Raw genomic sequence first — 26,124 nt, 5'->3', positions numbered from 1 at the left:
GACTGCGGACCATGGCGAACGTCTCGCGGATTCTCTCCGTCGTCATTGCAGGGGCCCTCGGCGCGCTGGGCACATACTTCCTCCTGCAATCCCAGTCCCGGGGCCTGCCGGACTCGCCCTCCCTCGTCCTGCAGATGCGCGAGGTGGCCCGGCTCGAGACGCTCGATGTCTCCCTCTATAAGAAGGTGACGTTCAGCCCCGAGCCCAAGGCCTCGGATGCGCTCTGGAAGGACGTCGTGCACTGGGCCGCCTACTCCCTGCGGGCCCCGCGAGGCCGCGCCATCGTCTTCGCGGATGTGCACCTGGGCTACGAGTTCCAGCGCATCGACGCGTCCTCGCTCCAGGTGAACGGCACCCAGGTGGAGGTGGTGCTCCCGCCCCTGAGCGTCCAGGTGGCGCTGCGCCCCGGGGAGACCGAAATCATCGACTCCAACCTCAACAGCACCGAGACCGCGCAGTTGCTGGAGCTGGCCCGGACCGCCTTCGAGCGGGAGGCGCGCGGGGATGCCCGGCTGAAGGAGCGCGCGCGCCAGTCCGCCGAGCGCTCCCTGCGCGCCCTGTTTCTGTCGCTGGGCTTCACCCAGGTGAACTTCGTGGAGAAGCTGAGCCGCCCTACCGCGGGCTAGAGGGCGGGCTGCAGGCCCTCCTCCGTGAGGCGGAAGAGACCGGCAATGCCATCCGGGGCGTGGCCCAGCCGCGCCAGGGCCTCGCACTCGGCCGCGTCCGACTCGCGGCACACCAGCGCGTACTCCCGCCGCCCCAGGCTCACCCGCAGCGGCCCGTCCCCCGCGTGGAGCCGCAACCGCCGCCGCTGCTCCGCCGTGAGCAGCCGGGCGCCGTCGTAGCCGTCCCCCTCGGCCAGGAGCCACAGCCCGCTGAACGTCTCCGCCAGGCGCACCTCGCCCCGGTCCAGCACCGCCGGGCGCACCGCCGCCGGGTGTGCCTCCAGGTTGCGCCAGGCCGCCCGGTCCACCGCCTCCGCCGTCAGCCCCACCGCGCCCAGCTTGGCGGCGGGCAGGTAGCGCACGTACTCGGCATCCTCCAGGACGTAGAACACCTCCAGGCCCGCGGGCCCCGGCCGGAAGAGCGCCCCCGCCGCCTGCGCCTCGAAGCCCACCGGCCGCAGCACGGGCCGCAGCCGGGCCAGCCAGGCCTCCGGCGCCTCCGGCCCTCCGGTGCCCAGCCCGCCCAGCCGCGCGGCCAGCCCGTCCACGTAGGCGGCCAGTTCCTGCCGGTTCCCGCCGTAGGCCGCGAACAGCGAGGCCACGTCGACCCGGGCCACCTCTCCTCCCGCCTGCTTCACGAGCACGTCCCGCCCCTGGAGCCGGAACGCCACCCCTGCCCGCCGCAGCGCCGCCGCCAGCGCGGCGTTGAACTCCGGGCGCAGCACCTGCTCCTCACCCGGCGGCGGCGCGGGGAGCGCTCCCGTCTCCAGCTCCTCCTTTAATAAGCGGGCCTCCGTGTCGAACGGGTCCCGCTCCAGCACCTGCGCCACGTGAGCCTGGGCCCGGGCGTTCTCGCCCCGGCGCATCGCCAGCACCGCCAGGACCTTGAGCGCCTCCGGGTCTCCGGGGCTCAGCGCCAGCGCCTCGCCCAGCGCCTCCTCCGCGTCGCCGTACCGCTCCAGGCCCAGCAGGGCGCGGGCCCGGCCCAGGCGCACCTGCAAGTCCTTCGGGAAGTCCTTCCGCAGCCGCTCCAGCAGGGGCAGCGCCTCGCGGTTCGCCTCGGCGTTGATGAGGGCATGGGCCACCGTCAGCCACAGCGTGGGGCCCGCGCTGCCCTGGGCGGCCCCGCGCAGGGCGTCCAGCTCCGCGGCACTCAGGCGCTCACCGGCCTCCACCTTGCGGCGGAGGCGCTCCAGGTCCGGACTCACCCCAGGAGTCTACGGGTTCGGTGCGCCGGGCCCAACGGATTCCCCCGGCCCGTCCTCCGGCGGCGAGGGCTCGGGCGCATCGGACTGCGAGAGGAACTCGTCGAGCGCGCCCATGTCGATGGGCTTGCGGAACACGGCGTCCACCAGCGCCAGGGTGGAGCGGTTCTGTCCCCGCACGTCCATGCCCGTGACGATGGCCAGCAGCGCGTGCGGCGTGCGCTGGCGCAGCTCGCGCGCCAGCTCCCAGCCCGACACGTCCGGCATCACCGCGTCCAGCAGCGCCGCGTCATACCGGCGCCGCTCCCAGAGCTGGAGCGCCACCTCCGCGCTCTGGGCGAGCTGCACGTCGTAGCCCTCCTCGCCGAGCACCTCCGCCATCATCCGCGCGTTGTCCAGGTCGTCGTCCACCACCAGCACCCGGCGCGTCTGCTGGAAGCGGCGCGGCCCCTCCATGCGCCGGCCCGCGGGCAGCGCCTCCTCGTGCGCCTCGCGCGCCTGCGGCAGCCGCACCACGAACGTGCCCCCCTTGCCCCCGTCGACGTTCTCCACCGTCAGCTCGCCGCCCCACCGGCGCACCTGGTCCTTCACCACCGCCAGTTGCAGCGCGGACTGGGGCGCCCCGGCCTCCCGGGTGAGCGGATCGAACAGCTGGGCCAGGGACTCCACGGGGAAGGGAGGCCCCTCGTCCTGGATGCGCAGGCTCAGCATCCCGGGTCCTTCCCTCTGGGTGGTGAGCGACAGCCGCCCCGCCTGCACCATCCGGTCCCGGGCCGCCAGCAGCAGCGTCACCACCAGCTCCCGCAGAAAGCCGGCATCCGCCCGCACGTTGCCGGGAGCGCCCAGCTGGAGCGTCACCTCGAGCGGGTGCTCGCCCCGCTCCAGCTCGCCGCGCATCAGCTCCAGGGCCTCGCGCACCGCCGTGTCCAGCTCCACGTCGGTGAGGTGCTCCTCGGTGCGCTGCACGTTGAATTCCTGGAGCCGGCTCACCAGGCCGCCAATCTGCCCCACCGTCCGGTCCAGCGCGTCCAGGTGCTCGGGCTTGAACTCGCGGCGCAGCAGCGTGACGCGCAGGCGCACCACGTTGAGGAAGTTGTTGAGCGCGTGCGCGGCGCCGCTGGCGAGCTGCCCCAGGGACTGGGCCCGCGTCCGCTGAAGGAGCTGGCCCTGCAACCGGCGCAGCTCGTCCTGGGCGGAGCTCAGCTCCCGGCTCTTGCGGGTGGCCTCCGTGCGGTCCGAGAACGTCTGGATGACGCCGGCCAGCTCCCCACCCTCTTCCCAGATGGGGGTCGCGCTCATCTCCAGGCTGGCCACCCCGCCGCCGCCCAGGCGCTCCACCTCCATCATCACCCCGCGCACCGGCTTGCCCTCCTTGAGCGCGCGCATGAAGGGCATGTCCGCCACCCGGAACGGCGCCCCCGAGGGGTGGTGCGCGTTCACCTGGGAGAGCACCGGGGCCAGCGAGGTGACGGCCCGGCCCCCCACCACCGAGCGGATGGGCACGCCCAGCAGGCGGCTGACGGGCTGCGTGGCGAAGGAGACGCTCCCGTCCAGCTCCGCCAGGAGGATGCCCACCTCCACGTGGTAGAGCACGGACTCCATCACGGCCGCCTCGCGGAAGCGCACCGACTCGGTCCTCAGCACCCGCGCGTAGGAGGCCTGCGCGGAGGCGCTCGCCTCGCCCACCAGCTCGTTGATGAGGTCGGCGACTTCGTAGGGCAGCTCCCCCTCGCACCGCACGTACACGCGCATGAGCACCGAGGCGAGCGCCTTGAACTCCCGCGCCAGGTCATCGGGCTCGAAGCGCTGGTCATACCGGAAGGCCCCGTGGGAGCGGACCACCTCGGGCCACAGCCGCAGCGCATCCTCCCCGCGGTCCTGGAGCAGGCGCACCAGCTCATCCAGGAGCTGGCGCAAGGGGGCCCGGAGGTCCTTGCCCGGCACCTCCACCTCGTACAGCTCCTCGCGCAGGCGCTTGGCCCACAGGCGCGCGACACGCTCGCGTTCCTTGCCGAGGACCTGGGCCAGCAGCTCGATGGCAGTCTTGGTGTTCACCGTCAGCGCCTCAAGGTGTGCACGGCCGCCCCCCCTGCCCAGCGGGGGCAGGCAGGCAAGCATGCCATTTTCCGCCCCGGGTTCTGCGGCGGCCGGGTCATCCCCACCCTTGAGAGGCACCGGAATGCGACCCACGGCACGAGACAACGAGGCGCTGAAGCCGCTTCCCATCTCCGACACGGCGATGGTGCACCTCTACCGGGGCGAGCTGGGCCGTTCTGACAACTGGCGGACACGCCTCGACACGACGACCAACTGGGCGCTCACCACCACGGCGGCCGTCATCTCCTTCGGCTTCGCCAACACCTCCAGCCCCCACGTGACGTTCCTGGTGGGCATCTGGATGGTGATTTCCTTCCTGCTCATCGAGGCGCGGCGCTACCGGTACTACGACTTGTGGAACCGCCGGGTCCGCCTGCTGGAGGACGGCTACTGGGCCCCCATGCTCCGCCACGAGCCGGTGGACCCGGACTCCCTGCGCGAGCTGGCCCAGGAGCTGGCCCGCCCCCAGATACAGCTTTCGCTGATTTCCGCCATCTCCACGCGGCTCAACCGCGCCTATGGCCCCATCCTCATCGTCCTGCTGCTGAGCTGGTTCGTGAAGGTCTACAGCCACCCGCAGGCCCCCGGCACCTTCCAGGAGTTCGTGGAGCGGGCCCACGTGGGCCCCGTCCCTGGGGAGCTCATCATGAGCCTGATCGCCGGCATGAGCCTGCTGGCCATCTACATGTTCGTCTCCTCGTTCTTCGTCCGCGCGCCGCTGGGCGAGTTGCGCTCGCGGCCCCGGGGCCGCCGCGCCGCGCTGTGGGAGACCTTCTACCGGCCCTATGCCCTGAACCGGTCCCGGCGCCGGGCCTCCCGGCCCCCGCCCGCCTCGCCGCCCTTGCCCCCGGAGCCCTGAGCCTCTCGACAGGTTTTGGACACTCACAGGGGACTGCTCATGGCCCCCATTCGCCAGGGGACACGCCGGGGGTTTTCATCCTTTCGAGGCCTGACCTTTTGTGTCTTGTATCCGCCATCATGGCGAATACGCGTACGGTGACGGTCATCAATGGCGACGGTATTGGCCCCGAGGTGATGGGGGCGACGATCCGGGTTCTCGAGGCGCTCAAGCTTCCGCTGGAGTTCGACCATAAGGACGCGGGCACCGAGGTCATCGCCAAGTACGGAACCAACCTGCCGCACGAGACGGTGGAGGCGGTGCTGCGCAGCGGCGTGGCGCTCAAGGGCCCCACGGGCACCGTGGTGGGCGGGGGCATGCCGTCAGCCAACGTGGGCCTGCGCAAGCGCCTGGACCTGTACGCGTCGCTGCGCCCCGTCAAGAGCGTGCCCAGCGTGAAGACGCGCTATGAAGACGTGGACCTCATCGTGGTGCGCGAGAACACCGAGGGGCTCTACGTCGGCATCGAGCACATCGTCGTGCCGGGCGTGGTGGAGTCGATCAAAATCATCACCGAGAAGGCCTCCACCCGCATCGCCCGCTTCGCCTTCGAGCACGCGCGCAAGCTCGGCCGCAAGAAGGTGACGGCCGTGCACAAGGCCAACATCATGAAGCTGTCGGACGGCCTCTTCCTGGACTGCTGCCGCAAGGTGGGCCGCGAGTTCCCGGAGATTCAGTACGAGGAGGTCATCATCGACAACCTCTGCATGCAGCTCGTGAAGGACCCGTCGCGCTTCGACGTGATGGTGCTGGAGAACCTCTACGGCGACATCATCAGCGACCTGTGCGCGGGCCTGGTGGGCGGCCTGGGCGTGGTGCCGGGCGCCAACATCGGCGAGCGCACCGCGGTGTTCGAGGCCGTCCACGGCACGGCGCCCGACATCGCCGGCAAGGGCATCGCCAACCCCACCGCGCTGCTCATGTCCGCGTCGATGATGCTGGACTGGATGGGGCTCACCGGCGAGTGCAAGCGCGTGCAGGCCGCGCTCCAGAAAGTCTACGGCGAGGGGAAGATCCGCACCGGCGACCTGGGCGGCAGCTCCACCACGCGCGAGTTCACCGACGCCATCATCGCGGCCCTCTGACCATGAAAACCCCCACCCTCTTGTCCACCCTCGCGGCGCTGTCCCTGGGCGCCGCCGCGCTCGCAGGTCCCACCATGTCCTTCTTCGATCTGAGTGCCCCCCGCCTCGACGGCAAGTCCGAGAACCTGTCCGCCTACAAGGGCCAGGTGCTCCTCGTGGTGAACACCGCCTCCGAGTGCGGCTACACGCCCCAGTACAGGGGACTGGAGAAGCTCTCCCAGGACTACAAGGGCAAGGGCGTGACGGTGCTGGGCTTCCCCTCCAACGACTTCGGCGGGCAGGAGCCGGGCACCGCGAAGGAGATCGCCCGCTTCTGCGAGCTGCGCTTCAAGGTCACCTTCCCCCTGTTCGACAAGGTGAAGACGAAGGGCGAGGGCCAGTCGCCCGTGTACGCCTTCCTCGCTCAGAAGCACGGCGAGCCCAAGTGGAACTTCCACAAGTACGTGGTTGGCAAGGATGGCCAGGTGAAGGCCGCCTTCCCCAGCTCCGTGGAGCCGGACAGCCCCGAGCTGAAGAAGGCGCTCGACAGCGCCCTGAAGGAGTAGCCTCCGCCGCACCATGAGTGACGCCAAGCAAGGGGGAAAGGGGCTTCGTGCCGCCTGGCAACGGGCCCGCCAGCGGCGGTGGGTGCGCTGGGGCGTGGACCTGGTGGTGATGGCCGGAGTGGTCCTGGCGGTCATGGCCTGGCAGACGCGCCACCTTCCCCCTGCGGGCACCCCCGCGCCGGACTTCCAGCTGCGCAGCCTCTCCGGGGCGCCGGTGCGCCTGTCGGACCTGCGGGGCAAGCCCGTGGTGCTGGCCTTCTGGGCCCCCTGGTGCGGGGTGTGCAAGCAGGAGTCCTCCACGCTCTCGGCGGTGCGGCGCTCGCTCGGAGACCGGGCGCACGTGCTCAGCGTGGCGCTGGACTACCCAGATGAGGCCGCCGTCCAGCGTTTTGTCCAGGAGCAGGGGGCGGACTACCCGGTGCTGCTCGGAGACGAGGCCGTGCGGGCCGCGTTCCGGGTGAACCAGTACCCCACCCTCTTCGTCATCTCCCCGGAAGGGGACATTGCCCAGGCGGCCATCGGCTACACCACCCAGCCCGGGTTGCTGTGGCGGGTGTGGCGCGCAGGCTAGCGCCAGGAAGGAACGCGTGATGCGCGCAGTGGTTTTCGAGCACGACGAGAACACGGGCGTGGGGCGGCTCGGCCCCGCGCTCCAGCAGGCCGGCTTCTCCCTCGTCCGGCGCTTCCGCGCGGTGCGCCGCGAGGACGTGGACGCGGAGCTGGTGGTGGTGATGGGCGGCCACATGGGCGCCTACGAGGGGGACCAGCACCCCTTCCTCCACGAGGAAGTGGCCCTGCTGGCCGAGCGGCTGGCCAACGAGCGCCCCTGCCTGGGCATCTGCCTGGGCGCGCAGATGCTGGCCTCGGCCGCCGGGGTGGAGGTGTTCCTCGGCAAGAACGGCTTCGAGGTGGGCGCCGCCCCCGTCCGGTGGACGCAGGAGGGGCTGAAGGATCCGGTCATCGCCGGGGTCCGCCCCCGCACGGTGGTGGCCCACTGGCACCAGGACACCTTCAAGGCCGTGCCCGGGGCCACGCTCTTGGCCTCCACGGACCGCTACACCCAGCAGGCCTTCCGGCTGGGCACCTCCTATGGCTTCCAGTTCCACCTGGAGTTGGAGGCCTCCGTGCTCGACGGCTGGCTGAACCAGTGGCCCGAGGAGTTGCAACGCCACGGCACGGACGTGGCGGCCGTCCGCGCCCAGCTCCCCAAGCTCCAGGCGGCCCAGCCGGAGCTCGATGAGCTGATGCACCGGCTGGCCCACCACTTCGCCAAGACCGTCCGCTGAAAGCGCGTCCCATGCCCATTCTTCCCCCCGCCTCCTCGCCTTCCGCCCCCAACACCGTGTTGGAGGGAGGCGGGGAGATGGGCGCGCTCATGCGCACCCTTGACTGGTCCCAGACGCCCGTGGGCCCGGTGGAGACCTGGCCCCAGAGCCTGCGCACGGTCATCTCCATCGTCCTGGCGAGCCGCCACGCGATGATCGCCTTCTGGGGCCCGGAGCTCGTCCAGTTCTACAACGACAGCTACCGGCCCATGCTCGGCGCCGTCAAACACCCCAAGGCCATGGGCCAGTCCGCCCAGGAGTGCTGGGCCGAAGCGTGGGAGGTGCTGGAGCCCTCCTTCTCGGCCGTCACGAAGCGGGGCGAGTCCACCTTCATCGAGGATGGCCTGGTCTGCATGGACCGCAACGGCTATCTGGAGGAGGCGTACTTCACCTACGCGTACTCGCCCATCAAGGACGAGTCCGGTGGCATCAACGGCCTGTTCAACGCGTGCTCGGAGAGCACCGAGCGGGTGCTGAGCGCGCGGCGCTTCAAGACGCTGCACGCGCTGAGCGAGGGCCAGCAGATGCCCCACAGCGCGGAGGAGGCCTGCCAGCAAGCCGCGCGCGTGCTGGACGCCAACCGCCACGACGTGCCCTTCGCGTTGATCTACCTGGCGGACCCGGAGCACTCCACCCTGCGCCTCACCGGCACGGTGGGGCTCGAGCCGGGCAGCGCGGCCGCCCCTCCCACGCTGGACCTGGACGCCCCCGCCGAGCTGTACCCCTGGGCCAGCGTGGTGCGGACGGGCACGCCCGTCTTCCTGAAGACCCTGCCCGCGGCGCTCCCGCCCTTCCCCGGAGGCCCCTGGCCCGAGCCCGCCACCGCCGCGATGGCGCTGCCGCTGGTGAGGCCGGGCCATGACGCGCCCACGGGCGTGCTCGTGGTGGGCATCAGCCCCCGCCGGGCGCTGGATGCCCAATACCAGGGCTTCCTGGAGCTGCTGGCGCGGCACGTCTCCAACGCCGTGGCCAACGCCCGGGCGCAGGAGGAGGAGAAGCGGCGCCTGGCGGCGCTGGCCGGGCTGAACCGCGCCAAGACGGACTTCTTCGCCAACGTCAGCCACGAGTTCCGCACCCCGCTGACCCTGATGCTGGGCCCGCTGGAGGACAGCCTCGCGGACACCGGGCAGCCGCTGCCCCCGCGCCAGCGCGAGCGCCAGGAGACCATTCACCGCAGCAGCCTGCGCCTGCTGAAGCTCGTCAACACGCTGCTGGACTTCGCCCGCGTGGAGGCGGGGCGCGCCCGGGCCATCTTCCGCCCGGTGGACCTGTCCGCGCTGACGGCGGAGCTCGCCAGCGCCTTCCGCTCGCTCATCGAGAGCGCCGGGATGCGGCTGGTGGTGGACTGCCCGCCCCTGCCCAAGCCCGTCTACGTGGACGCCGAGGCGTGGGAGAAGGTGGTGTTGAACCTGCTGTCCAACGCCTTCAAGTTCACCCTCGACGGGGAGATTCGCGTCTCCCTCCGGCTGCAGGGGAAGCATGTCCAGGTGCAGGTGGCGGACACGGGCGCGGGCATCCCCGCCCAGGCGCTGCCCCACCTGTTCGAGCGCTTCCACCGCGTCCAGGACGCCAAGGGCCGGAGCTACGAGGGCAGCGGCATCGGGCTCGCCCTGGTGAAGGAGCTCATCCAGCAGCACGGCGGCACGGTGGAGGTCCAGAGCGCCGTGGACCAGGGCACCACCTTCACCCTCTCACTGCCCCTGGGCTCGGCCCACCTGCCCTCCGAGTACCTCCAGGCCGCCGCCCCGCCGCCGGACGTGCGCCAGCGGGCCCGCTTCTTCCTGGAGGAGGCCTCGCAGTGGCTCCAGGGGGAAGGCGCCCCCGAGCCCCTGCCCACGCCGGAGCCCGGCGCCCCGGAGGAGACCCCCCGGTCCTCCGCGCGCATCCTCCTCGTCGAGGACAACGCGGACATGCGCGCCTACATCCAGAAGCTGCTCGGCGCCCGGTGGACGGTGGAGGCGGTGGCCGACGGCATGGATGCGCTGCGGGCCGCCCGGGAGCAGACGCCGGACCTCATCCTGAGCGATGTGATGATGCCGGGGCTGGGCGGCTTCGGGCTCCTGAAGGAGCTGCGCGCCGGCCCTCGCACCGCCTCCGTGCCCGTCATCCTCCTGTCCGCCCGCGCGGGCGAGGAGGCCTCCATTGAGGGGCTGCAAGCGGGCGCCGATGACTACCTGGTGAAGCCCTTCTCGGCGCGGGAGCTGGTGTCGCGCGTCGCGGCCCGCCTGGAGATCTCCCAGGCCCACAAGGCGCTCCGGCTGGCGCAGGTCCGGCTGCACACCCAGCTCATGCAGGCGCCCGTGGCGGTGTCCATCGTCTCGGGGCCGGAGCTGCGCTTCGAGCTGGCCAACACGCGCTACCTCTCCCTGCTGGGCCGCCAGGACGTGCTGGGCAAGCCGTTCCAGGAGGTCTTCCCCGAGCTGCCCGGGGACGCCCCCGTCTTCCAGATGGTCTGGAACGTCTTCCGGACGGGCCAGCCCTTCACCGCGGATGAGTATCCCGTCCACCTGGACCCGGACGGCACTGGCGGCAAGGACGTGTACTTCCAGTTCACCTGTCAGCCCATCCGGGACGCCTCGGGCACCATCGAGGGCGTCATGACGGTGGCCGTGGACGTGACGTTCCAGGTGGAGGCCCGCGCCCAGCTCCAGCACCTCGCCGCACAGGAGCGCGAGGCGCGCGGCCGGGCGGAGGACGCGGACCAGCGCAAGGACGAGTTCCTCGCCATGCTGGCCCACGAGCTGCGCAACCCCCTGGCCGCCCTGAGCACCGCCCTGGAGATGATGGGCCGGAGCCCGGGGGACGAGGTCCGCGCCGCGCGCCTGCGCGACACCTGCAACCGCCAGGTCCACAACCTCGTGCGCCTGGTCGACGACTTGCTGGATGTGTCCCGCATCACCCGGGGCAAGGTGGAGTTGCGCCTGGCGGAGGTGGACTTCACCACCATCGTCCAGAACGCGCTGGGCACGAGCCGGACCCTCATCGACGCGCGGGGGCACGAGCTGTCGGTGACGTTCGCCCCCGGCAACTTCCACCTCCAGGCGGATGCCACGCGCCTGGAGCAGGTGATCTCCAACCTCCTCAACAACGCGGCCAAGTACACCGAGCCTGGGGGCACCCTCCAGGTGCGGCTGGAGCGCGAGGAGACGCCCACCCAGGCCTGGGCCGTGCTCCGCGTGCGAGACACCGGCCGGGGCATTGCCCCGGAGATGCTCAGCCGGGTGTTCGATTTGTTCGTCCAGGTGGATCCGTCCATCGACCGCTCGGGCGGGGGCCTCGGCATCGGGCTGACGCTGGTGGACCGGCTGGTGGCCATGCACGGCGGCACCGTCTCCGTGCACAGCGAGGGGCTGGGCAAGGGCAGCGAGTTCAGGGTCCGGCTCCCGCTGCCGCCCCGGCAGGCCGCTGCCGCCCGGGCCCCGCCGCCGGCCGCGCGGCCGGTCCCGGAGAGCCCCTCGAAGCGCCGGGTGGTGGTGGTGGAGGACAACGAGGACGTCCGGGACATCATGAAGGAGCTGCTGGAGGACCAGGGCCACGAGGTGGAGGTGGCCACCCATGGTCTGGCGGCGGTGGAGACGCTGCTGGCGGTGCTCCCGGACGTGGCCTTCGTGGATGTGGGCCTGCCGGGCATCGACGGCTTCGAGGTGGCCCGGCGGGTGCGGGCCACGCCGGAAGGCGCTTCGCTCTTCCTGGTGGCGCTCACCGGCTATGGTGGCCCGGAGGCCAAGGCAAAGGCCCAGCAGGCCGGCTTCAACCTGCACCTCGTCAAGCCCATCAACTTCCAGGATCTGCCCCGCATCATGGAGTCCACCCACAAGAAAACCCCGGAGCTGTCCTGAAGGGCATGGCCATGGCGCACTCCTCTTCCCCCCCTGTTTCCTGGCACCTGCTCACGGGGGAGTATCCCCCCCAGCCCGGCGGCGTCAGTGACTACACCCGGCTCGTCGCCCACGCCCTGGCGCGGGCCGGCGAGCGCGTCCACGTCTGGGCCCCAGGGGCGCGGGAGGAGCGGACGGAGGACGGCGTCCAGGTCCACCGCGAGCCCGGCCTCTTCACCCCCATGGGCCTGGCGAGGCTGACGTGGGCGCTTGAGCGGCTGCCCCGCCCCCGGCGGTTGCTGCTTCAGTACGTGCCGCATGCCTTCGGGATGAAGGCGATGAACGTGCCGTTCTGCGCCTGGTTCGCCGCGCGGCGGCACGACGAGCGCTGGGTCTTCTTTCATGAGGTGGTGTACCCGTGGAGCCCCCAGGCCCCGCTGCGGCACCGGCTCCTGGCGGGCACCACCCGGGTGATGGCGCTGATGGTGGCCGGAAGCGCGACGCGGACGTTCGTCTCCATCCCCGCCTGGAAGGAGCACCTGCCGGAGGAGGTCCGTGCACGCGCCGAGTGGCGCCCCGTGCCCAGCACCCTGGCCACCGAGGCCTCCCCGGAGGCCGTCTCCCGGCTGCGCGCGGAGCTGGGGCCCGGCCCCTGGCTGGGCCACTTCGGAACGTATGGGAAGGCCACGGCGGAGCCGCTGGAGCAGGTGCTCGTGCCGCTCTTGCACGCGGGCCCGGAGCGGCGGGCCCTGTTGCTCGGCCGGGGCAGCCGGGCCTACGCCGCCGGGCTGGAGCAGCGCCACCCGGAGCTGGCGGGCCGGGTGGTCTTCCGTGACTCGCTCTCCCCGGAGGAGGTGGCCGTCGCCTTGAAGGCCAGCGACGTGCTCGTGCAGCCCTACCCGGACGGGGTGAGCGCCCGGCGGACGACGGCCATGGCGGGGCTGGCGCTGGGTGTGCCGCTGGTGACGAACACCGGCCACCTCACCGAGCCGGTGTGGCGCGGCCTGGGGGCCCTCGCGCTGGCGGAAGGCACCCACCCGGCCCCCTTGATCGCGCTCACCGAGCGGCTGCTGTCGCACCCCAAGGAGCGGGACGCCCTGGGCGCGCGCGCGGCGGAAGTCTACCGGGAGCGCTTCTCGCTGGAGCGCACGGTGGATGCGCTGCTGAGCCCCGCTCCCACGGAAGGACCCGCCACGCCATGAGCATGGCGTCCCCGCTGAAGCTCGCGCTGCTGATGGACCCGCGCGAGGAGGGCTGGCCGAGCATGGACCTCGTGGGGGAGGCCCTGCTGGAGGGGCTGTCCGCGCGGCCCCAGGAAGTGGCCGTGACGGGCGTGCGCCCCTCCCTGCACCGGGTGGTGCGCCACCTGCCGAAGGTGGGAAGCCGCAACGCGGCCTTCAACGCGGACCGGCTCCTCACGCGCTTCGGGGCCTACCCGCTGCGCGCGCTCCTGGCCCGGAGCCGGTACGAGGCCTTCCACGTGGTGGACCACACCTATGCGCAGCTCGTCCACGCCCTGCCGGCGGGGCGGACGGGCGTCTACTGCCACGACATCGACGCCTTCCGCTCCGTGCTGGAGCCCGCCCGCGAGCCCCGCCCCGCCTGGTTCCGCGGGATGGCCCGCGTCACGCTGCGGGGCCTGGAGCGCGCGGCCATCGTGTTCCACAGCACCCAGGCGGTGCGCACCCAGCTCATGGCGCACGGGGTGATAGACCCGGAGCGGCTCGTCTGGGCGCCGTATGGTGTCTCCCCCGAGTACCGCCCGGAGCCTTCTCCTGGGGATGCCAGCGAAGCGATCCTCGCGCCGCTGGGCGGCAGGCCCTTCCTGCTGCACGTGAGCAGCGCCATCCCCCGCAAGCGCCTGGACGTGCTCTTCGACGTGTTCGCCGCGCTGCGGGCCCGCCACCCCGAGCTGCGGCTCGTCCAGCAGGGCGGGGCCCTCACCCCGGCCCAGCGCGAGCAGGTGGCCCGGCTGGGCATCGGCGATGCGCTCCTTCAGCCGCCCAAGGTGGACCGGGCGACGCTGGCCGGCATGTACCGCCGGGCCTCGGCGGTGCTCGTCCCCAGCGAGGCGGAGGGCTTCGGCCTGCCCGTCATCGAGGCGCTCGCCTGCGGCGCGCGGGTCATCGCCAGCGGCCTGGACGTGCTGAAGGAAGTGGGCGGCGAGGCCTGCACCTACTGCCCCGTGGCCCAGGTGGACGCCTGGGTGGAGACGCTGGACGCGCTGCTCTCGGAGCGGCAGCAGTCCCCCTCCCGCGAGGCCCGCCTGGCCCGCGCGAGCCGCTTCACCTGGGAGGCGCACGCCCGCACGGTGCTGGAGGCCTACCTTCACCTGCTCCGCCCGGGATTCTTGAAGCGTGAGACAAAAGACGGCACCCGCTGACAATTTTGGTCACGTAGGCCTTTGGGGCCGATGCAGGCGAAGCGCGGAGCCGTGGAGACAGGGTGTGTGCCACGCCCTCATCCCAAAAAGGGATACCCGGGACAGGCGGATTTGATCATCCACGCAGGGCGGATCATCACACCCATCCTGTACACAGCCGGTCCATTGCTCCCCACCCTTCGAGCAGCGATTCATACGTGGGGTGTGGCTCGGCCCTTGCTCTCTTGCCTGCAACTCTCCAGGAGCTCCCATGGTTCAGCGTTCACGAGGCTTCACTCTCATCGAGCTCATGATCGTCGTGGCCATCATCGGAATTCTCGCCAGCATCGCGATTCCGAGCTTCATGCGCTTCCAGGCGCGGGCGCGGCAGTCCGAGGTGAGCACCCAGCTCAAGAGCCTGTTCACCGCCATGCGCACCCAGCAGCGCAAGCCGGATGACAACATCCACGGCACGGGCTTCTCGCCGGATCGCGGCAACCGCTACAGCTACCACCTGGAGAACGGGTGCTCCACCTACGAGGAGCGCTCCACGGTCGACACCGTCCGCCATGCCAAGGACACGTGCATTGGCGCGGACGCCTCCCGGTTCAAAGGCTTCCCGGCCTTCTTCGAGGTGGTGCCCGTGGCGAACCCCAACTGGGACGAGCAGGGCACCGCCCACAACATGGGCGCCGAGGCGGGGGTCTACGGAGAGAAGGGCAGCTGGGACTTCATCGCGTACGGCGTGGGAGATGTGGACGACCAGGTCGAGGATGCCGCCGACACCTGGCTCATCTCCTCGGCGGACGGACTCCTCGAGACGGTCTGCCCGGAGTCCTTGGGCGTGCCGGAGAGTGTCTCCGCCGGCGAGCCCTTCAACGTCAGCAACGACGTCAACTGCCCGTAGCCCGGGCCCACCGCTTCGGCCGGCCCCCTGGCTTCCTGGCTTGACCCTTGGGAAGGGGTTTGATTCGGTCGCCGGGCTTTGCGCATCCTCTTCCTCAATCCCGTAGGCATTCTCGGCGGCGCCGAGCGCGCCCTGCTCGACCTGCTGGCCTGCCTGCGAAGGCTCGACCCCGGCCTGTCCCTGTTCTTGCTGGTGGGGACCCCTGGCCCCCTGCTGGACGAAGCCCGGGCACTCGGCGTGGAGGCACGGCTGCTGCCCCTGCCCGAGCAGCTCTCCACGCTGGGAGACAGTGGCCTGCGGAACCAGGGCCCCCAGGCGCTGTGGGGCTTTGCCCGCAGGTTGGCGCCGGCCCCGGCCTTGCTCTCCACGTACCTGCGCGCGCTGCGCCGCGAAGTCCAGGCGCTGCGGCCCCACCTCATCCACTCGAATGGCATCAAGACGCACCTGCTGAGCCCGGCCACCGTGGGGCTGCCGGTGGCGCGCGTGTGGCACATTCATGACTTCGTGGGCGAGCGCCCCCTGGTGCGCCGGGCCCTGCGGGGCTTGAGGCCCCTGGCGACGGCGGCCATCGCCAACTCCCAGGCGGTGGGCGAGGACGCGCGGGAAGTGCTCGGAGGGGTGCCCGTGCAGGTCGTCTACAACGGCGTGGACGTGGAGCGCTTCACGCCGGGCCCGGGGGATGGGGCGCGGCTGGATGGGCTCGCGGGGCTGCCACCCGCGGCCGAGGGCACCCTGCGCATCGGCCTGGTGGCCACCTACGCGCGCTGGAAGGGACACGACGTCTTCCTCCAGGCCGCGGCCGGGCTGGTGCGCGCGTGCCCCACGGTGCCCCTGCGCTTCTACCTGGTGGGCGCGCCGCTCTACCGCACCCAGGACTCGCAGTTCTCCGAGGCGGAGCTGCGGGGCTTCGTGAAGGCGCTGGGCCTGGAGGGACAGGTGGGGCTGGTGCCGTTTCAGCAGGACCCCGTGGCCGTCTACCGGGCGCTGGACATCTTCGTGCACGCGAGCACCCGGCGCGAGCCGTTCGGGCTCACCATCGCCGAGGCGATGGGGTGTGGGCGGCCCACCGTGCTCTCCCGGGCCAGCGGGGCCGCGGAGCAAATCACCGAGGGCGTGGATGCCCTGAGCGTGCCCCCGGGCGAACCCGCCACGCTCACCACCGCGCTGCGCGGCCTGGTGGAGGACGCGAGCCTCCGGGAGCACCTGGGCCGCTCGGCCCGGCAGGTGGCGGTGGCCCGCTTCTCCCGGGAGCGCTACGCGCAGCAAATCTTGTCGCTCTACCGCTCTCTCCCCGCAGTCCAGGGCACCCCGTGAAGACGCCTCGTCAGCTTGTCACCATCTCCCATTCCTATGTCGTCACGCTGAACCGGCGCCTGGCCAACGAGATGGCGCGCGTGGGCGCGGGCCGCTGGGACGTGAAGGCCGTGGCCCCCCGCTCCTTTCAAGGAGACCTGAGCCCCCTGAAGCTTCAGCGGGAGCCAGGCGAGCCCAGTCAGGTGGAAGCGGTGCGGGCGCTGTTCGGCCGCTCGGCGCACGCCTTCCTCTACGGGCCCGAGCTGCGCACGTTGCTCACGACCAAGGTGAGCCTGGTGCACTCCTGGGAGGAACCCTACGTGCTGGCGGGGGCGGAGGTGGCGCTGCTCACGCCCCGGCGCGTGCCGCTCGTCTTCTCCACCGCGCAGAACCTGCCCAAGCGCTACCCGCCTCCGTTCGCGCAGTTGGAGCCGTGGGTGGTGTCCCGCTCGGCGGGCTGGGTGGCCTTCGGCGAAACGGTGAAGCAGAACCTGCTCGCCCGCCCGGGCTACGCGGGCCGTCCCGCCCGCGCCATCCCCATGGGCGTGGACGTGGAGCTGTTCCAGCCCGACCGGGCGATGGGCGCCGCCTTCCTTCGGGAGCTGGGCTGGGAACAGGAAGGCCCCCCGGTGGTGGGCTACCTGGGGCGCTTCGTGACGGAGAAGGGCGTCGAGCTGCTGCGGAATGCGCTGGAGCGCCTGCAGACGCCGTGGCGGGCGCTCTTCGTCGGAGGCGGACCGATGGAGGCGAGCCTGCGGGCCTGGGGCGAGCGCCAGGGCGGCCGGGTGCGCGTCGTCACCGGCGTGCCGCATGCCCGGGTGCCGCAGGCGCTCAACGCGATGGATGTGCTGTGCGCGCCCAGCCAGACGATTCCCCGGTGGAAGGAGCAATTCGGCCGGATGCTGGCGGAGGGCTTCGCGTGCGGCGTGCCCGTGCTGGGCAGTGACTCCGGCGAGATTCCCCACACCATGGGGGATGCGGGGCGGGTGCTGCCCGAGGCGGACGTGGCGGCCTGGACAGCGGCCCTGGCCGAGCTGTTGGAGAGCCCGGAGAAGCGCCGGGAGCTCTCCGCCCGGGGGCGGGAGCGCGCCACCACCCGCTTCGCCTGGAGCGCGGTGGCCCGCGAGCACCTCGACTTCTTCGAGTCCGTCCTCGGCTGAGCGCTACGGCGCCCGGCCGCGCTCCAGCAGGTCCACGAGCTCCACCGCCATGCGCTCCCAGGTCCAGGCGCGCAGCGTCCCGGACAGCGCCGCGACGTGCGGGGCCAGAAGGGCCTCCCGCGCCCGCCAGGACTCCAGACGCCGGACCAGCTCCGCCACATCATCCGGGTCCTCCAGGAGCAACTCCTGGAGGGCCTCCGGGTACCGCTCCGCCACCCCCGCCCGCCGGCTCACCAGCACGGGGAGCCCCGCGCACAGGGCCTCCTGGACGCCCAGCCCATACGGCTCATAGCGCGTGGGGGCCACGAGCAGATCCGCGGCGGACAGGAGCATGGGCACGTCCTTGCGAAAACCGAGGAACTGGATGCGCCCGCCCAGGCCACGGGCCTGGACTTCGCGCTCCCAGTGCGCCCGCTGCGGCCCCTCGCCCACCACCTTGAGGTCCACGTCCCACAGCTCGTGCGCGCACAGCCGCTCCCAGGCGGCCATGAGCGAATCGAAGCCCTTGCGCCGGTCTCCGAGCGCGCCCACGAACAGGGCGATCCGGCGCGTGCCGGCCCAGCCCAGCGCCGCCCGCGCGGCCTGCCGTGCCTCCGGGGAGGCAGGCTGAAAGCGCTCCGGATCGCTTCCCAGGTAGACGACGTGAACGCGCCCGGCGGGGATGCCCGTGGCCTGGAGGATGTCGTCCCGCGTGCGCTGGGAGTTGGCGATGACGAGGCGGGCCCGGCGCACGGCGCGGCGCTCGGTATAACGATAGTAGTGCTGGCTCACCCGGGCCTTGAGCTGGCGCAGGGGCGTGCCGCTGGCCTCGGAGGCATAGGCCCCGTGGACATAGTGGATCCAGTTGACGGCGGGCACCGTGCAGTTGCCGCCGTTGGCCACCACCTCGCCGCCTTCCGCCAGGGTGCGCAGGGCCCAGAGGCGCCCGGCGGCATCCAGCAGCGGCTCGCCGAGCAGGTACGCCCCGGCGGGCTTGGGCACCTCAATGAAGCGCACGTTGGGCAGGGCCCGCAGCTCGTCCGAGACACGGTGGGCCACGAGCCGGACAGGGTGGCCGCGCCGCGCGAGGTGGCTGGCCAGGGCCAGGTTGGCCCGGTCCATGCCGCCGGTGGCGACGAAGTCACCGGCGATGAGCGTGTAGGGTCTCATTCGGAAGGGAGGCACGGGCCTGCTGGCGCGCGTGGTGGTAGGCGCCGAAGAGGGCGGCGTTGAGCAGCCAGAACACCATGCCCGTCTGGCTCATGAAGAACGGGTAGCTGAAGGTGATGGCGATGGCGCCCAGGTTGAAGCCAAAGAGGATGCTGCCCCAGAGCCAGAACTCGTGTTCATCGTCCTTGCTGGAGGCGAGCCGCAAGGACCAGAACAGCGTGGCGAGCAGCGCCAGCGGATAGAGCACCAGCACGAAGATGCCGCCATCCAGAATCCAGCCGGCCCACTGAATCTCCACCCACAGGGGCGGCCGTTCCGGATCGCTGTTGTCGCCGAAGTAGGCGTTGGCCATCCCGTAGCGGCCGAGCCCCGCGCCCAGGGGATACTCCGGCAGGTAGTGCGTGAAGGCGCTGTCGAGGAAGCGCCCGCGGTTGCTGTAATAGACGTCGCCCGCCTCCTCCTCGAAGAGCGAGTTCCAGCGGCTGGTGACGGCATCGCCCCCCATGGTGGCGGCCCACCCGAAGCCCGCGATGGCGAAGCCACCCACCACGGCGATGAGCTTGGTCATCCGCAAGAGCCGGCCGTTGAGGGCCAACACCCCCACGATGGCCAGCATGCACACCAGCAGCATCACCGCGCTGGCGCGGACCTGGCACAGGTAGAGGCTGACGATGCCCAGGAAGATGCCGCCCAGGCTGACCCAGCGGATGAGCCCCTTCTTCGAGCTGAGCAGAAAGCCGCTGCCCAGCAGCACGGCGTAGAAGGCCCCCGTGGTGGCGCCGCCGGGCGTGTCGGTGAGCCCGAAGGGCCGGAAGATACGCTCACCGCTGGGGCCCACGAACTGGAGGCTCTGGGTGTAGGCCTCGCCCATGCTCTCGATGACGGCCGACATGGCGGGCTGGAACTGGCCCGGGTAGTAAACCTGCAACACGCCCAGGGCCGCGCTCGCCGCGTTGAACAGGAAGAGCAGCCCCAGCGTGCGCCGCAGGGCCTGCGCATCGATGCGCAGCCGGGTGACCCAGATGAGCGGCGCGAGGACGGAGAACTGGATGCCCAGTTGGGCCGCGCCCGCCAGCAGGCTGCTCGTCTGGGGGTGGAGGATGTTCAGCGCGGTGACGGCCATGGCCGCGAGCGCGAAGGGCAAGGCGGGGTGCCGCAGCTTCTCGCCGGGCACGATGGCCAGCAGCACCAGGCTCGCCCCGAACGAGAAGATGCGGAAGATCATCCGCAGCGGGGCAAGCACTTCCCACAGCAAGGCGAGCTGGGTGAGGATCTGCACGGCGATGAAGAGCGGCACCAGCGCGCTCGAAGAGAGCAGCCCCTTGCGGACCTGCGGCGCCGGCGCTGCGGGCGCCTCGCTCACGGCCTCGGGCGCGGCGGCCCCGGACGGAGGAACGCGGCGGACATACCGCTGATTCAGCACCCCCGGTCCCTGAAGCGGCCGGGGACCCTGGAAGGACCCGCCCAGCCCTTTCATCGGTGTCCTCGCGCGGCCAGGGACTGAAAGTCCTCGGCCAGGCCCTGGAAGAACACGGTGGGCTCACAGAGCGCCGTGGCGCGCGCGGGCCCCGCGGCCCCCAGCCGCTGCCGCTCCTCGGGCGCCTCCATCAGCCGCCGCAGGGCCTCGGCCAGGGGCTCGGGCGCTGGCGCGACGAGCACGCCACAGGAGCTGTCGACAATCTCCAGCGGCCCGCCCATGGCGGTGGTGACCACGGGCAGCCGGGCCTGCAGGGCCTCGATGAAGGCGATGCCGAAAGGCTCGGGCCCCAGGTTGGGCTGACAGTGGATGTCCGCCGCGCGCAGCAGCCGCGGTACATCCGAGCGCTGTCCCAGGAACCGCACCCGCTCCCGGATGCCCAGCTCGGACGCCAGGGCCTCCAGCCCCTCCAGGTACCGCGCCTCGTAGGGGCGCTGCGCCCCGCCGGCCACCCAGAGTACCCAGCCCGGCACCTGCCGCAGGCGCCCGAGCGCCTCCAGGAGCAACCGGTGGCCCTTCCAGGCCTCCATGCGGCACGCCTGGATGATGACGACGTCGTTCGCGCCCGTGCCCAGCTCGGCGCGCACCCGGGCCCGCTCCTCGCCGCTGCTCACGGACGCGGGGGGCACCACGGGCAGGTAGCGCACCTTGCCCGGAATGTGCGGGTAGACGTTGCGCAGCGTTCCCGCCGTGAACCGGCTGTTGGAGATGCTCAGGTCCGGCGGCGTCACCCGGGCCCACCGCTCCAGCCAGTGCTTTCCCTCCAGCGCGTCATGCTGGAAGAAGACGAGGGGCAGCCCCGCGGAGCGCACCACCGGACCGAAAATGGCCTGGGACCAGGGCGAATGGCACACCACCGCCGCATACCGCTCGCGCCGCAGCAGCTCCGCGAGCGCTCCCCGGGCCCGCCACACCGACCAGGGACGGCTCACCCGCGCCCCGCCCAGCACGGACACGGAGGCCCCTGCCTCCCGCAGCTCCTGGCTCATCCGGCCTTCGAAGCAGAGCGCGAAGGCATGGGTGGGGCCGGGCGCGCCGCGCTGCTCCCGGGCCAGCGTCCGCAGAAACGACTCCACCCCGCCATACAGGTTGCCGCTGTGGACGTGGAGAACGGTGTCCTTGGAGCGCGGCGGCGAGGACCCGGCGTCCGGTCCGCTCACGGCCTCTCCTCCCGCACGGCCTTGTCCTGACGGACGGCGGCGGAGGAGGACCGCAGGGCCTCGGCATAGAGCGAGAGGCTGTGCTCGGCCATCACCGTGTGCTGGAACTCGGACTGGGCCCGCTCGCGCGCCGCACGCCCCAACCGCTCGGCCAGCCCCGGCTCCTCCAGCAGGCGCCGGGCGGCCTTCGCCAGCGCCCACGCATCGCCCACCGGCACGGTGAGCCCTGTCTGCTCATGCAGGCTCACCCACGCCACCCCCGAGTGGGGAATGGCGGTGTTGATGACGGGCTTGCCGCTCGCCATGGCTTCGATCTGCGACAGCCCGTAGGCCTCGCTGCGGGCGTTGCTCGGAAACCAGAGGGCGGTCGAAGCCCGGTACGCGCCGGCGAGCTCCTCCGGCGACAGGTACCCGGCCCACGTCACCCGGTCCTCGATGCCCAGCTCCCGGGCCCGGCTCCGGCCCTCCTGCTCCAGCGGCCCCACGCCCACCACCAGCAACCGGCCCGGCACCTTGGCCAGGGCCTCCAGGGCGGTGAAGAGCCCCTTGTAATAGACGAGCCGGCCCACCATCACCCAGAGCGGCGCATCGTCCTGGCCACGCCAGCGGGCCTCGGCCTCCAGGGCCGCGGGGGACGGCGAGAGCCAGGGGGCCAGGTCCACGCCCAGCGGCAACGCGCGCACCTTCCGGCGAAAGCGCTTGAGCAGGGACGAGCCCCCCACATACGCCTCGCTGGTGGCCAGCACCCGGCGGGCGCGCGTGTACAGCAGCATCTCGAAGGGCCGGAAGAGCGCGCCGGCCACCCGCTGACGGATGACGTCACTGTGGTGGGTGACGACCACCGTGGGCAGCCAGGGCAACGCATCCAGCGCCAGCACCATGGTGGGGTTGGGCGTGTGCACGTGGAGGATGTCCACGCCGCGGGAGAGCGCCCGCACCAGCTCGGGCACCAGCTCCGGCAACACATCCATGCGCAGCAGCGAGGCCCAGCGCCCCAGGCGCGTCACGCGCACGGGCCCATCCCACTCCTCGCGGGTGGCGCTGCGCCCACGGAACTCGTGGCTGAAGCCCTCGCCCTCGGCCGAGTGGTTGATGCACAGCACCTCGACGCGCGCCCCCAGCGCCGCCTGGGCCTGCGCGAGCGTCTGGACGTGCGCCTCCATGCCGCCGGAGGCGGGGGGATAGAACTTGCCCAGGTGCAGCACCCGCAGACCCGAACTGGAACGGCTCACGAAGAGGCCACCCTGTCCTTCACTTCCTCGCGCGGCCCGTACTCATCGCGATAGTAGAGGTACGATTCCTTGTACCGGCCGTCCGTCGCGTCCAAATCGTTGAGGATGGCGCCATACATCTGCGCCTGCACATCGGCCAGCGAGCGCAGGGCACGCCGGGCGGCATCCTGGTTCGTCTTCCCCGCGCGCAGCACCAGCATCACGCCATCCACCTGCGTGGCCAGCACCGCCGAGTCCGAGACGGCATTGAGCGGCGGGCTGTCGAGCAGGATGCGGTCGAACTTCCCGCCGACCGTCTTCAGCAGCTCGGCGAAGGCCTGGGTGTGCAGGAGCTCCGCCGGGTTGGGCGGAATGGGGCCACAGGGCAGCACGAAAAGGTTGGGCACCTCGGTGCTCTTGATGGCCCGGTCCAGCGAGCCCTCGCCCACCACCAGCGAGCTGATGCCCACGTCGTTGGGGACGCCGAAGGCCTTGTGCAGCCGGGGCCTTCGCATGTCTGTGTCCATGAGGAGCACGCGGTTGCCGCTCTGGGCCATGGCCACGCCCAGGAAGATGCAGCTCGTGGACTTGCCCTCCTGAGGGCCGCTGGAGGTGACGACCAGCGTCTTGAAGGGCTTGTCCGGAGACATGAACAGGAGGTTCGTCCGGATGGCCCGGCAGCACTCGGCCACGGAGGACTTGGGCTGGCGGTGGACGTACAAGTCCTTCTCGGGGAGGTTGTCCTCCTTGCCCTCCACGTGCGGCACGAAGCCCAGGAACGCGAGCCCCAGCTTCTGCTCCACATCCATCTGGGATGCGATGCTGCGCTCCAGGAACTCCAGGAGCACCACCACGCCCACGCCCGCGAGGAGCCCCAGGGCCAGCGCCATCATCACGCTGCGCCGGACGTTGGGCTTGATGGGCATGAACTGCGGCCGGGCCGGATCCAACACGCGCACGTTGCTGGTGCGCAACAGGCCCGACAGCTCGATGTCCTTGAGCCGCTTGAGGACCAGCTCGTACAGGCGGCGGTTGTTGTCGGCCTCGCGGCGCAGGCGATCGAATTCGATCTCCTTCTTGCCCACCTCGAACGCCTCGTCCTTGGTGGTGGACAGCAGGCGCACGAGGTTCTTCTCCTTGGCCTGCGCCTCGGCCAGCTCCGCCTCCGCCTTGCGCACCACGTTGTTGAGGCTGCGCTCGAAGTCCAGCTTCACCACGGCCAGCTTGCGCTCGCACTCGAGCATCTTCGGGTGCTCGGGCAGGTACCGCTCGGTCAGCTCCACGCACGCCACGCGCTGCTCGATGAACCGGCGCTTGAACTCCTGCAGGGCGGTGTCATCCGCACCGGGCACCGCCTCGGCCCACGTCATGTCCCCCGAATCGGCGGACTTGCGCAGGTGGCGGATGGACTCCACGCGGCCCAGGAGCCCCGCGATGCGCGTGCGCACCTCGGTGAGCGCCAGGTTGTAGCTGTTGATGCGGTCGCTGACGATGCTCATCCGGTCCTCCAGCGAGGTGGACAGCACGTCGGACTCCTTCTTGAAATCATACAGGGCCAGCTCGCTCACCTTGGAGCTGCGCTCCAGCTCCCCCCGGCGCTCCTCCAGCCACACGGTGGCGCTCTCGGTGGTGCGCAGCTTGAGGGCCAGGTTCTCGGCCATGTAGGCCTGCGCCACCTCATTGGCGAGCAGCGCGGCGCGCTGGGGATCCAGGTCCTCCACGGAGACGGTCACCACGCGCGAGTCCCGGACGGGCTGCACGCGGATGCGCGACTGGAGCAGCCCGGCCGCATCCGCGCCCTGCATGGCCTGGCTGCGCTCCTTCTCGTCCTTGAGGTGGGACAGGCCGAGGAAGCCCGGGTCGTGCTGCAGCCCCAGCTTGTCCACCACCCGCATGGACACCGCGCGCGAGGTGATGATCTCGTTCTGGGTGGTGTAGTACTCCTTGTTGAACCAGTAGTTGCTGCGCTCCTCGCCCATGACCTCCTTCACCTCGCCATCGAGGATGCGCGGGGCGGTCACGTCGATGATGAGCGAGGTGCTGGCGGCGTACACCTTGGGCTGGCGCAGGGACTGCAATGACACGCCGCCGGTGATGAGGATGGCCACACCCAGGACCAGCCACTTGCGGCGCCACAACGCGCGCACGAAGCGCATCACGTTCAAAGGCGTCATGCCCGCACCCGCCGGGCCGTTCACTGAAACATCCAAAGGGCTCTCCTGGACTCTTCCCGCGCGAGGCGTTGGCCTGGCATGGATTCCTGGCCCGACTTACACCCACAGTCTGTTCCGAGCGTGCCTCGGCGGGGCCAGAGGGTCAATCTTCCAAAACGCGTACCCCAAACGCCTGGACGTCCGCCGGGCATTCCTCCGGCTCCGCCCCCCTGCCTCCTAGCATGTGTGCTAGTGACGCGTCCGTGAATCCGCCTCTTTCCGTCATCCTTCCTTACACGCCCTCCACGGCAGCCGCTGCGGCCCGCTTCGCCCATGCCCTGGCGGGCTCGCATGAAGTGGTGCTCGCCGGAGAGGGCCCCCTGGAAGTGACGCCAGGCCCGCGCCTGCACGTCCTGTCTGGCCAGGTGGGCAAGGGAGCAGCCATCCGGGCGGCGCTCTCGAAGGTGACAGGCGCGGTGACGGTGCTCCAGGATCCGGACGAGGCCTACGACCTGGCGGCCTACGAAGCCCTGTGCCGGCCCATCCACGAGGACACGGCGGACGGAGTCTTCGGCCGCCGGACGGTGCCGGGCCTGAAGCCCGAGCTGCTGGCCGGCCGGGCCCTGGGAGGCTTCGCCCGGTTCGTCACGGACACGGCGCTGGCGGACCCGCTCACGGGGGCCCGGGCCTTCCGGACGGAGGCGCTGCGCTCGGTGACGCTGACCTGCGACGATGACGCGGTGGACGCGGAGCTGGTGGTGAAGCTCGCCGCGCAGCTCTACCGGCTCGCCGAGGTACCGCTGCCGCTCACCGCGGTGCCCACCCGGCCGCTGGCCTCGCACCTGTCCCAGCTGCGCACGCTCATGCGCTACGCCACCGTGCGCGACGACGCGGACAACCAGCACGAGGGCTACACCTCGCTGGAGCGGATGGACGGGGCGCACAACTACAACGCCTGGCTGGGCAAGCGCTTTCGCGAGCACCTGGGCCGGCGCGTGCTGGAGATTGGCGCGGGCATCGGCACCATCACCCGGGAGCTGGAAGCAGGGCTCGAGCTGCTCATCGCGCTGGAGGTGGACCGCTTCTACGTGGACCGGCTGAAGAACCTGTTCCGGGGCAAGCCGCACGTGCGGCCGTACCTGTCGGACGTGGCCCTGGCCGACTGGGAGTCGCTCCAGGCGGAGCGGCTGGACACCATCGTCCTGTCCAACGTGCTGGAGCACATCCCGGATGACGCGGCGGCGGTGCGCCGCTTCCGGCAGATTCTCCCGGTGGGCGGCAAGGTGGTCATCCTGGTGCCCGCGCTGCCGCAGCTCTTCGGCTCGATGGACGAGGCGGTGGGCCACTACCGGCGCTACACGCCGAAGGCGCTGCGCGAGGTGCTGGAGGCAGGCGGCTTCACGGTGGACACGCTGGAGTGGATGAACCTGGTGGGCATCCCGGGCTGGTTCGTGAACAGCCGGCTGCTGCGCCGGCGCGCGATGCCCAAGTTCCAGCTCAAGCTGTACGACCGGCTGGCGCCGCTGCTCGCGCAGACGGAGCGGCACGTGAAGCTGCCGGTGGGGATGAGTCTGTTCGCCGTGGCCCGCGTCACGGAAACGGCCGGCTGACGCC

Annotated in this window: 20 protein-coding genes and 1 pseudogene; 14 read left to right on the top strand and 7 right to left on the bottom strand. The window is 71.3% G+C overall.

Features of this window, described 5'->3' with window-relative positions:
• The first annotated feature begins 11 nt into the window (after positions 1 to 11).
• Positions 12 to 626 carry a DUF4230 domain-containing protein gene (locus KY661_RS03310; protein WP_225408796.1) on the top strand — a complete coding sequence of 205 codons (615 nt, stop codon included), beginning with the start codon at positions 12 to 14 and terminating at the stop codon, positions 624 to 626.
• On the opposite strand, the gene KY661_RS03305 is transcribed toward KY661_RS03310, so the two are convergent.
• The gene (locus tag KY661_RS03305) at positions 623 to 1,873 is read right to left on the bottom strand and encodes a tetratricopeptide repeat protein (RefSeq protein ID WP_225408795.1); all 1,251 of its coding nucleotides are present in this window, start codon (positions 1,871 to 1,873) and stop codon (positions 623 to 625) included. The two genes, KY661_RS03310 and KY661_RS03305, sit on opposite strands and share 4 nt — an antisense overlap.
• Positions 1,874 to 1,882: 9 nt before the next feature.
• Entirely contained in the window at positions 1,883 to 3,988 is a 2,106-nt protein-coding gene (locus KY661_RS03300; RefSeq protein WP_398577132.1) for a hybrid sensor histidine kinase/response regulator, read from the bottom strand.
• Between the two features lie 61 nt (positions 3,989 to 4,049).
• On the opposite strand from KY661_RS03300, the gene KY661_RS03295 reads away from it, so the two are divergent.
• From KY661_RS03295 to KY661_RS03245, 12 genes and pseudogenes are all read left to right on the top strand, one after another.
• The gene (locus KY661_RS03295) at positions 4,050 to 4,826 is read left to right on the top strand and encodes a DUF2270 domain-containing protein (protein ID WP_398577131.1); all 777 of its coding nucleotides are present in this window, start codon (positions 4,050 to 4,052) and stop codon (positions 4,824 to 4,826) included.
• Between the two features lie 119 nt (positions 4,827 to 4,945).
• On the top strand, positions 4,946 to 5,950 hold the full coding sequence (locus KY661_RS03290; protein WP_225408794.1) for an isocitrate dehydrogenase (NAD(+)): 1,005 nt from the start codon (positions 4,946 to 4,948) through the stop codon (positions 5,948 to 5,950).
• Between the two features lie 2 nt (positions 5,951 to 5,952).
• Positions 5,953 to 6,495, top strand: coding sequence for a glutathione peroxidase (locus tag KY661_RS03285; RefSeq protein ID WP_225408793.1), 543 nt, complete (start codon positions 5,953 to 5,955; stop codon positions 6,493 to 6,495).
• A 13-nt stretch (positions 6,496 to 6,508) separates the two neighbouring features.
• A complete protein-coding gene (locus KY661_RS03280) occupies positions 6,509 to 7,066 on the top strand; it encodes a peroxiredoxin family protein (RefSeq protein ID WP_225408792.1) in 558 nt (185 codons plus the stop codon).
• A 19-nt stretch (positions 7,067 to 7,085) separates the two neighbouring features.
• On the top strand, positions 7,086 to 7,781 hold the full coding sequence (locus tag KY661_RS03275) for a glutamine amidotransferase-related protein (protein WP_225408791.1): 696 nt from the start codon (positions 7,086 to 7,088) through the stop codon (positions 7,779 to 7,781).
• Between the two features lie 11 nt (positions 7,782 to 7,792).
• Positions 7,793 to 11,659 carry an ATP-binding protein gene (locus KY661_RS03270; RefSeq protein ID WP_225408790.1) on the top strand — a complete coding sequence of 1,289 codons (3,867 nt, stop codon included), beginning with the start codon at positions 7,793 to 7,795 and terminating at the stop codon, positions 11,657 to 11,659.
• A gap of 11 nt (positions 11,660 to 11,670) precedes the next feature.
• Positions 11,671 to 12,840, top strand: coding sequence for a glycosyltransferase family 4 protein (locus tag KY661_RS03265; RefSeq protein ID WP_225408789.1), 1,170 nt, complete (start codon positions 11,671 to 11,673; stop codon positions 12,838 to 12,840).
• Positions 12,837 to 14,021, top strand: coding sequence for a glycosyltransferase family 4 protein (locus KY661_RS03260; RefSeq protein ID WP_225408788.1), 1,185 nt, complete (start codon positions 12,837 to 12,839; stop codon positions 14,019 to 14,021). The genes KY661_RS03265 and KY661_RS03260 overlap by 4 nt, the downstream gene beginning before the upstream one ends.
• 250 nt (positions 14,022 to 14,271) lie before the next feature.
• A pseudogene (locus tag KY661_RS37670) lies at positions 14,272 to 14,362 on the top strand (type IV pilin protein); the annotation flags it as partial.
• Positions 14,363 to 14,364: 2 nt separating this feature from the next.
• Positions 14,365 to 14,907: a pilin gene (locus tag KY661_RS03255; RefSeq protein ID WP_398577140.1), complete on the top strand. Its 543-nt coding sequence runs from the start codon at positions 14,365 to 14,367 to the stop codon at positions 14,905 to 14,907.
• Between the two features lie 78 nt (positions 14,908 to 14,985).
• Complete coding sequence (locus tag KY661_RS03250) at positions 14,986 to 16,221, top strand: glycosyltransferase family 4 protein (RefSeq protein WP_225408786.1); 1,236 nt, start codon at positions 14,986 to 14,988, stop codon at positions 16,219 to 16,221.
• Positions 16,218 to 17,360: a glycosyltransferase family 4 protein gene (locus tag KY661_RS03245; RefSeq protein WP_225408785.1), complete on the top strand. Its 1,143-nt coding sequence runs from the start codon at positions 16,218 to 16,220 to the stop codon at positions 17,358 to 17,360. Before KY661_RS03250 ends, KY661_RS03245 begins: the two co-directional genes overlap by 4 nt.
• A 3-nt stretch (positions 17,361 to 17,363) precedes the next feature.
• On the opposite strand, the gene KY661_RS03240 is transcribed toward KY661_RS03245, so the two are convergent.
• From KY661_RS03240 to KY661_RS03220, 5 genes are all read right to left on the bottom strand, one after another.
• Entirely contained in the window at positions 17,364 to 18,509 is a 1,146-nt protein-coding gene (locus tag KY661_RS03240) for a glycosyltransferase family 4 protein (RefSeq protein WP_225408784.1), read from the bottom strand.
• Complete coding sequence (locus KY661_RS03235) at positions 18,481 to 19,986, bottom strand: O-antigen ligase family protein (RefSeq protein WP_225408783.1); 1,506 nt, start codon at positions 19,984 to 19,986, stop codon at positions 18,481 to 18,483. Before KY661_RS03235 ends, KY661_RS03240 begins: the two co-directional genes overlap by 29 nt.
• The gene (locus tag KY661_RS03230; protein WP_225408782.1) at positions 19,983 to 21,146 is read right to left on the bottom strand and encodes a glycosyltransferase; all 1,164 of its coding nucleotides are present in this window, start codon (positions 21,144 to 21,146) and stop codon (positions 19,983 to 19,985) included. Before KY661_RS03230 ends, KY661_RS03235 begins: the two co-directional genes overlap by 4 nt.
• Positions 21,143 to 22,309 (bottom strand): glycosyltransferase, encoded by a 1,167-nt coding sequence (locus KY661_RS03225; RefSeq protein ID WP_225409178.1) that lies wholly within the window; start codon positions 22,307 to 22,309, stop codon positions 21,143 to 21,145. The genes KY661_RS03230 and KY661_RS03225 overlap by 4 nt, the downstream gene beginning before the upstream one ends.
• Before the next feature lie 65 nt (positions 22,310 to 22,374).
• Complete coding sequence (locus KY661_RS03220) at positions 22,375 to 24,531, bottom strand: GumC family protein (RefSeq protein WP_225408781.1); 2,157 nt, start codon at positions 24,529 to 24,531, stop codon at positions 22,375 to 22,377.
• 242 nt (positions 24,532 to 24,773) lie between these two features.
• Here KY661_RS03220 and KY661_RS03215 point away from each other — a divergent pair, with 242 nt between their 5' ends.
• Complete coding sequence (locus tag KY661_RS03215) at positions 24,774 to 26,120, top strand: methyltransferase domain-containing protein (RefSeq protein ID WP_225408780.1); 1,347 nt, start codon at positions 24,774 to 24,776, stop codon at positions 26,118 to 26,120.
• Positions 26,121 to 26,124 lie beyond the last annotated feature (4 nt).

Origin of the sequence: Allostigmatella hybrida, assembly GCF_020103775.1 — a bacterium.
In the GTDB taxonomy this organism is placed as follows: Bacteria; Myxococcota; Myxococcia; order Myxococcales; family Myxococcaceae; genus Hyalangium; species Hyalangium aurantiaca.
This window is presented reverse-complemented; position numbering and strand designations above follow the sequence as displayed.

Coding starts and splice junctions, on each gene's coding strand:
- KY661_RS03275 (WP_225408791.1), top strand. CDS start 7,086: ATGCGCGCAGTGGTTTTCGAGCACGACGAGAACACGGGCGTGGGGCGG.
- KY661_RS03280 (WP_225408792.1), top strand. CDS start 6,509: ATGAGTGACGCCAAGCAAGGGGGAAAGGGGCTTCGTGCCGCCTGGCAA.
- KY661_RS03285 (WP_225408793.1), top strand. CDS start 5,953: ATGAAAACCCCCACCCTCTTGTCCACCCTCGCGGCGCTGTCCCTGGGC.
- KY661_RS03260 (WP_225408788.1), top strand. CDS start 12,837: ATGAGCATGGCGTCCCCGCTGAAGCTCGCGCTGCTGATGGACCCGCGC.
- KY661_RS03225 (WP_225409178.1), bottom strand. CDS start 22,309: ATGGAGGCGCACGTCCAGACGCTCGCGCAGGCCCAGGCGGCGCTGGGG.
- KY661_RS03240 (WP_225408784.1), bottom strand. CDS start 18,509: ATGAGACCCTACACGCTCATCGCCGGTGACTTCGTCGCCACCGGCGGC.
- KY661_RS03220 (WP_225408781.1), bottom strand. CDS start 24,531: ATGACGCCTTTGAACGTGATGCGCTTCGTGCGCGCGTTGTGGCGCCGC.
- KY661_RS03270 (WP_225408790.1), top strand. CDS start 7,793: ATGCCCATTCTTCCCCCCGCCTCCTCGCCTTCCGCCCCCAACACCGTG.
- KY661_RS03290 (WP_225408794.1), top strand. CDS start 4,946: ATGGCGAATACGCGTACGGTGACGGTCATCAATGGCGACGGTATTGGC.
- KY661_RS03310 (WP_225408796.1), top strand. CDS start 12: ATGGCGAACGTCTCGCGGATTCTCTCCGTCGTCATTGCAGGGGCCCTC.
- KY661_RS03235 (WP_225408783.1), bottom strand. CDS start 19,986: ATGAAAGGGCTGGGCGGGTCCTTCCAGGGTCCCCGGCCGCTTCAGGGA.
- KY661_RS03265 (WP_225408789.1), top strand. CDS start 11,671: ATGGCGCACTCCTCTTCCCCCCCTGTTTCCTGGCACCTGCTCACGGGG.
- KY661_RS03255 (WP_398577140.1), top strand. CDS start 14,365: ATGCGCTTCCAGGCGCGGGCGCGGCAGTCCGAGGTGAGCACCCAGCTC.
- KY661_RS03300 (WP_398577132.1), bottom strand. CDS start 3,988: ATGCTTGCCTGCCTGCCCCCGCTGGGCAGGGGGGGCGGCCGTGCACAC.
- KY661_RS03295 (WP_398577131.1), top strand. CDS start 4,050: ATGCGACCCACGGCACGAGACAACGAGGCGCTGAAGCCGCTTCCCATC.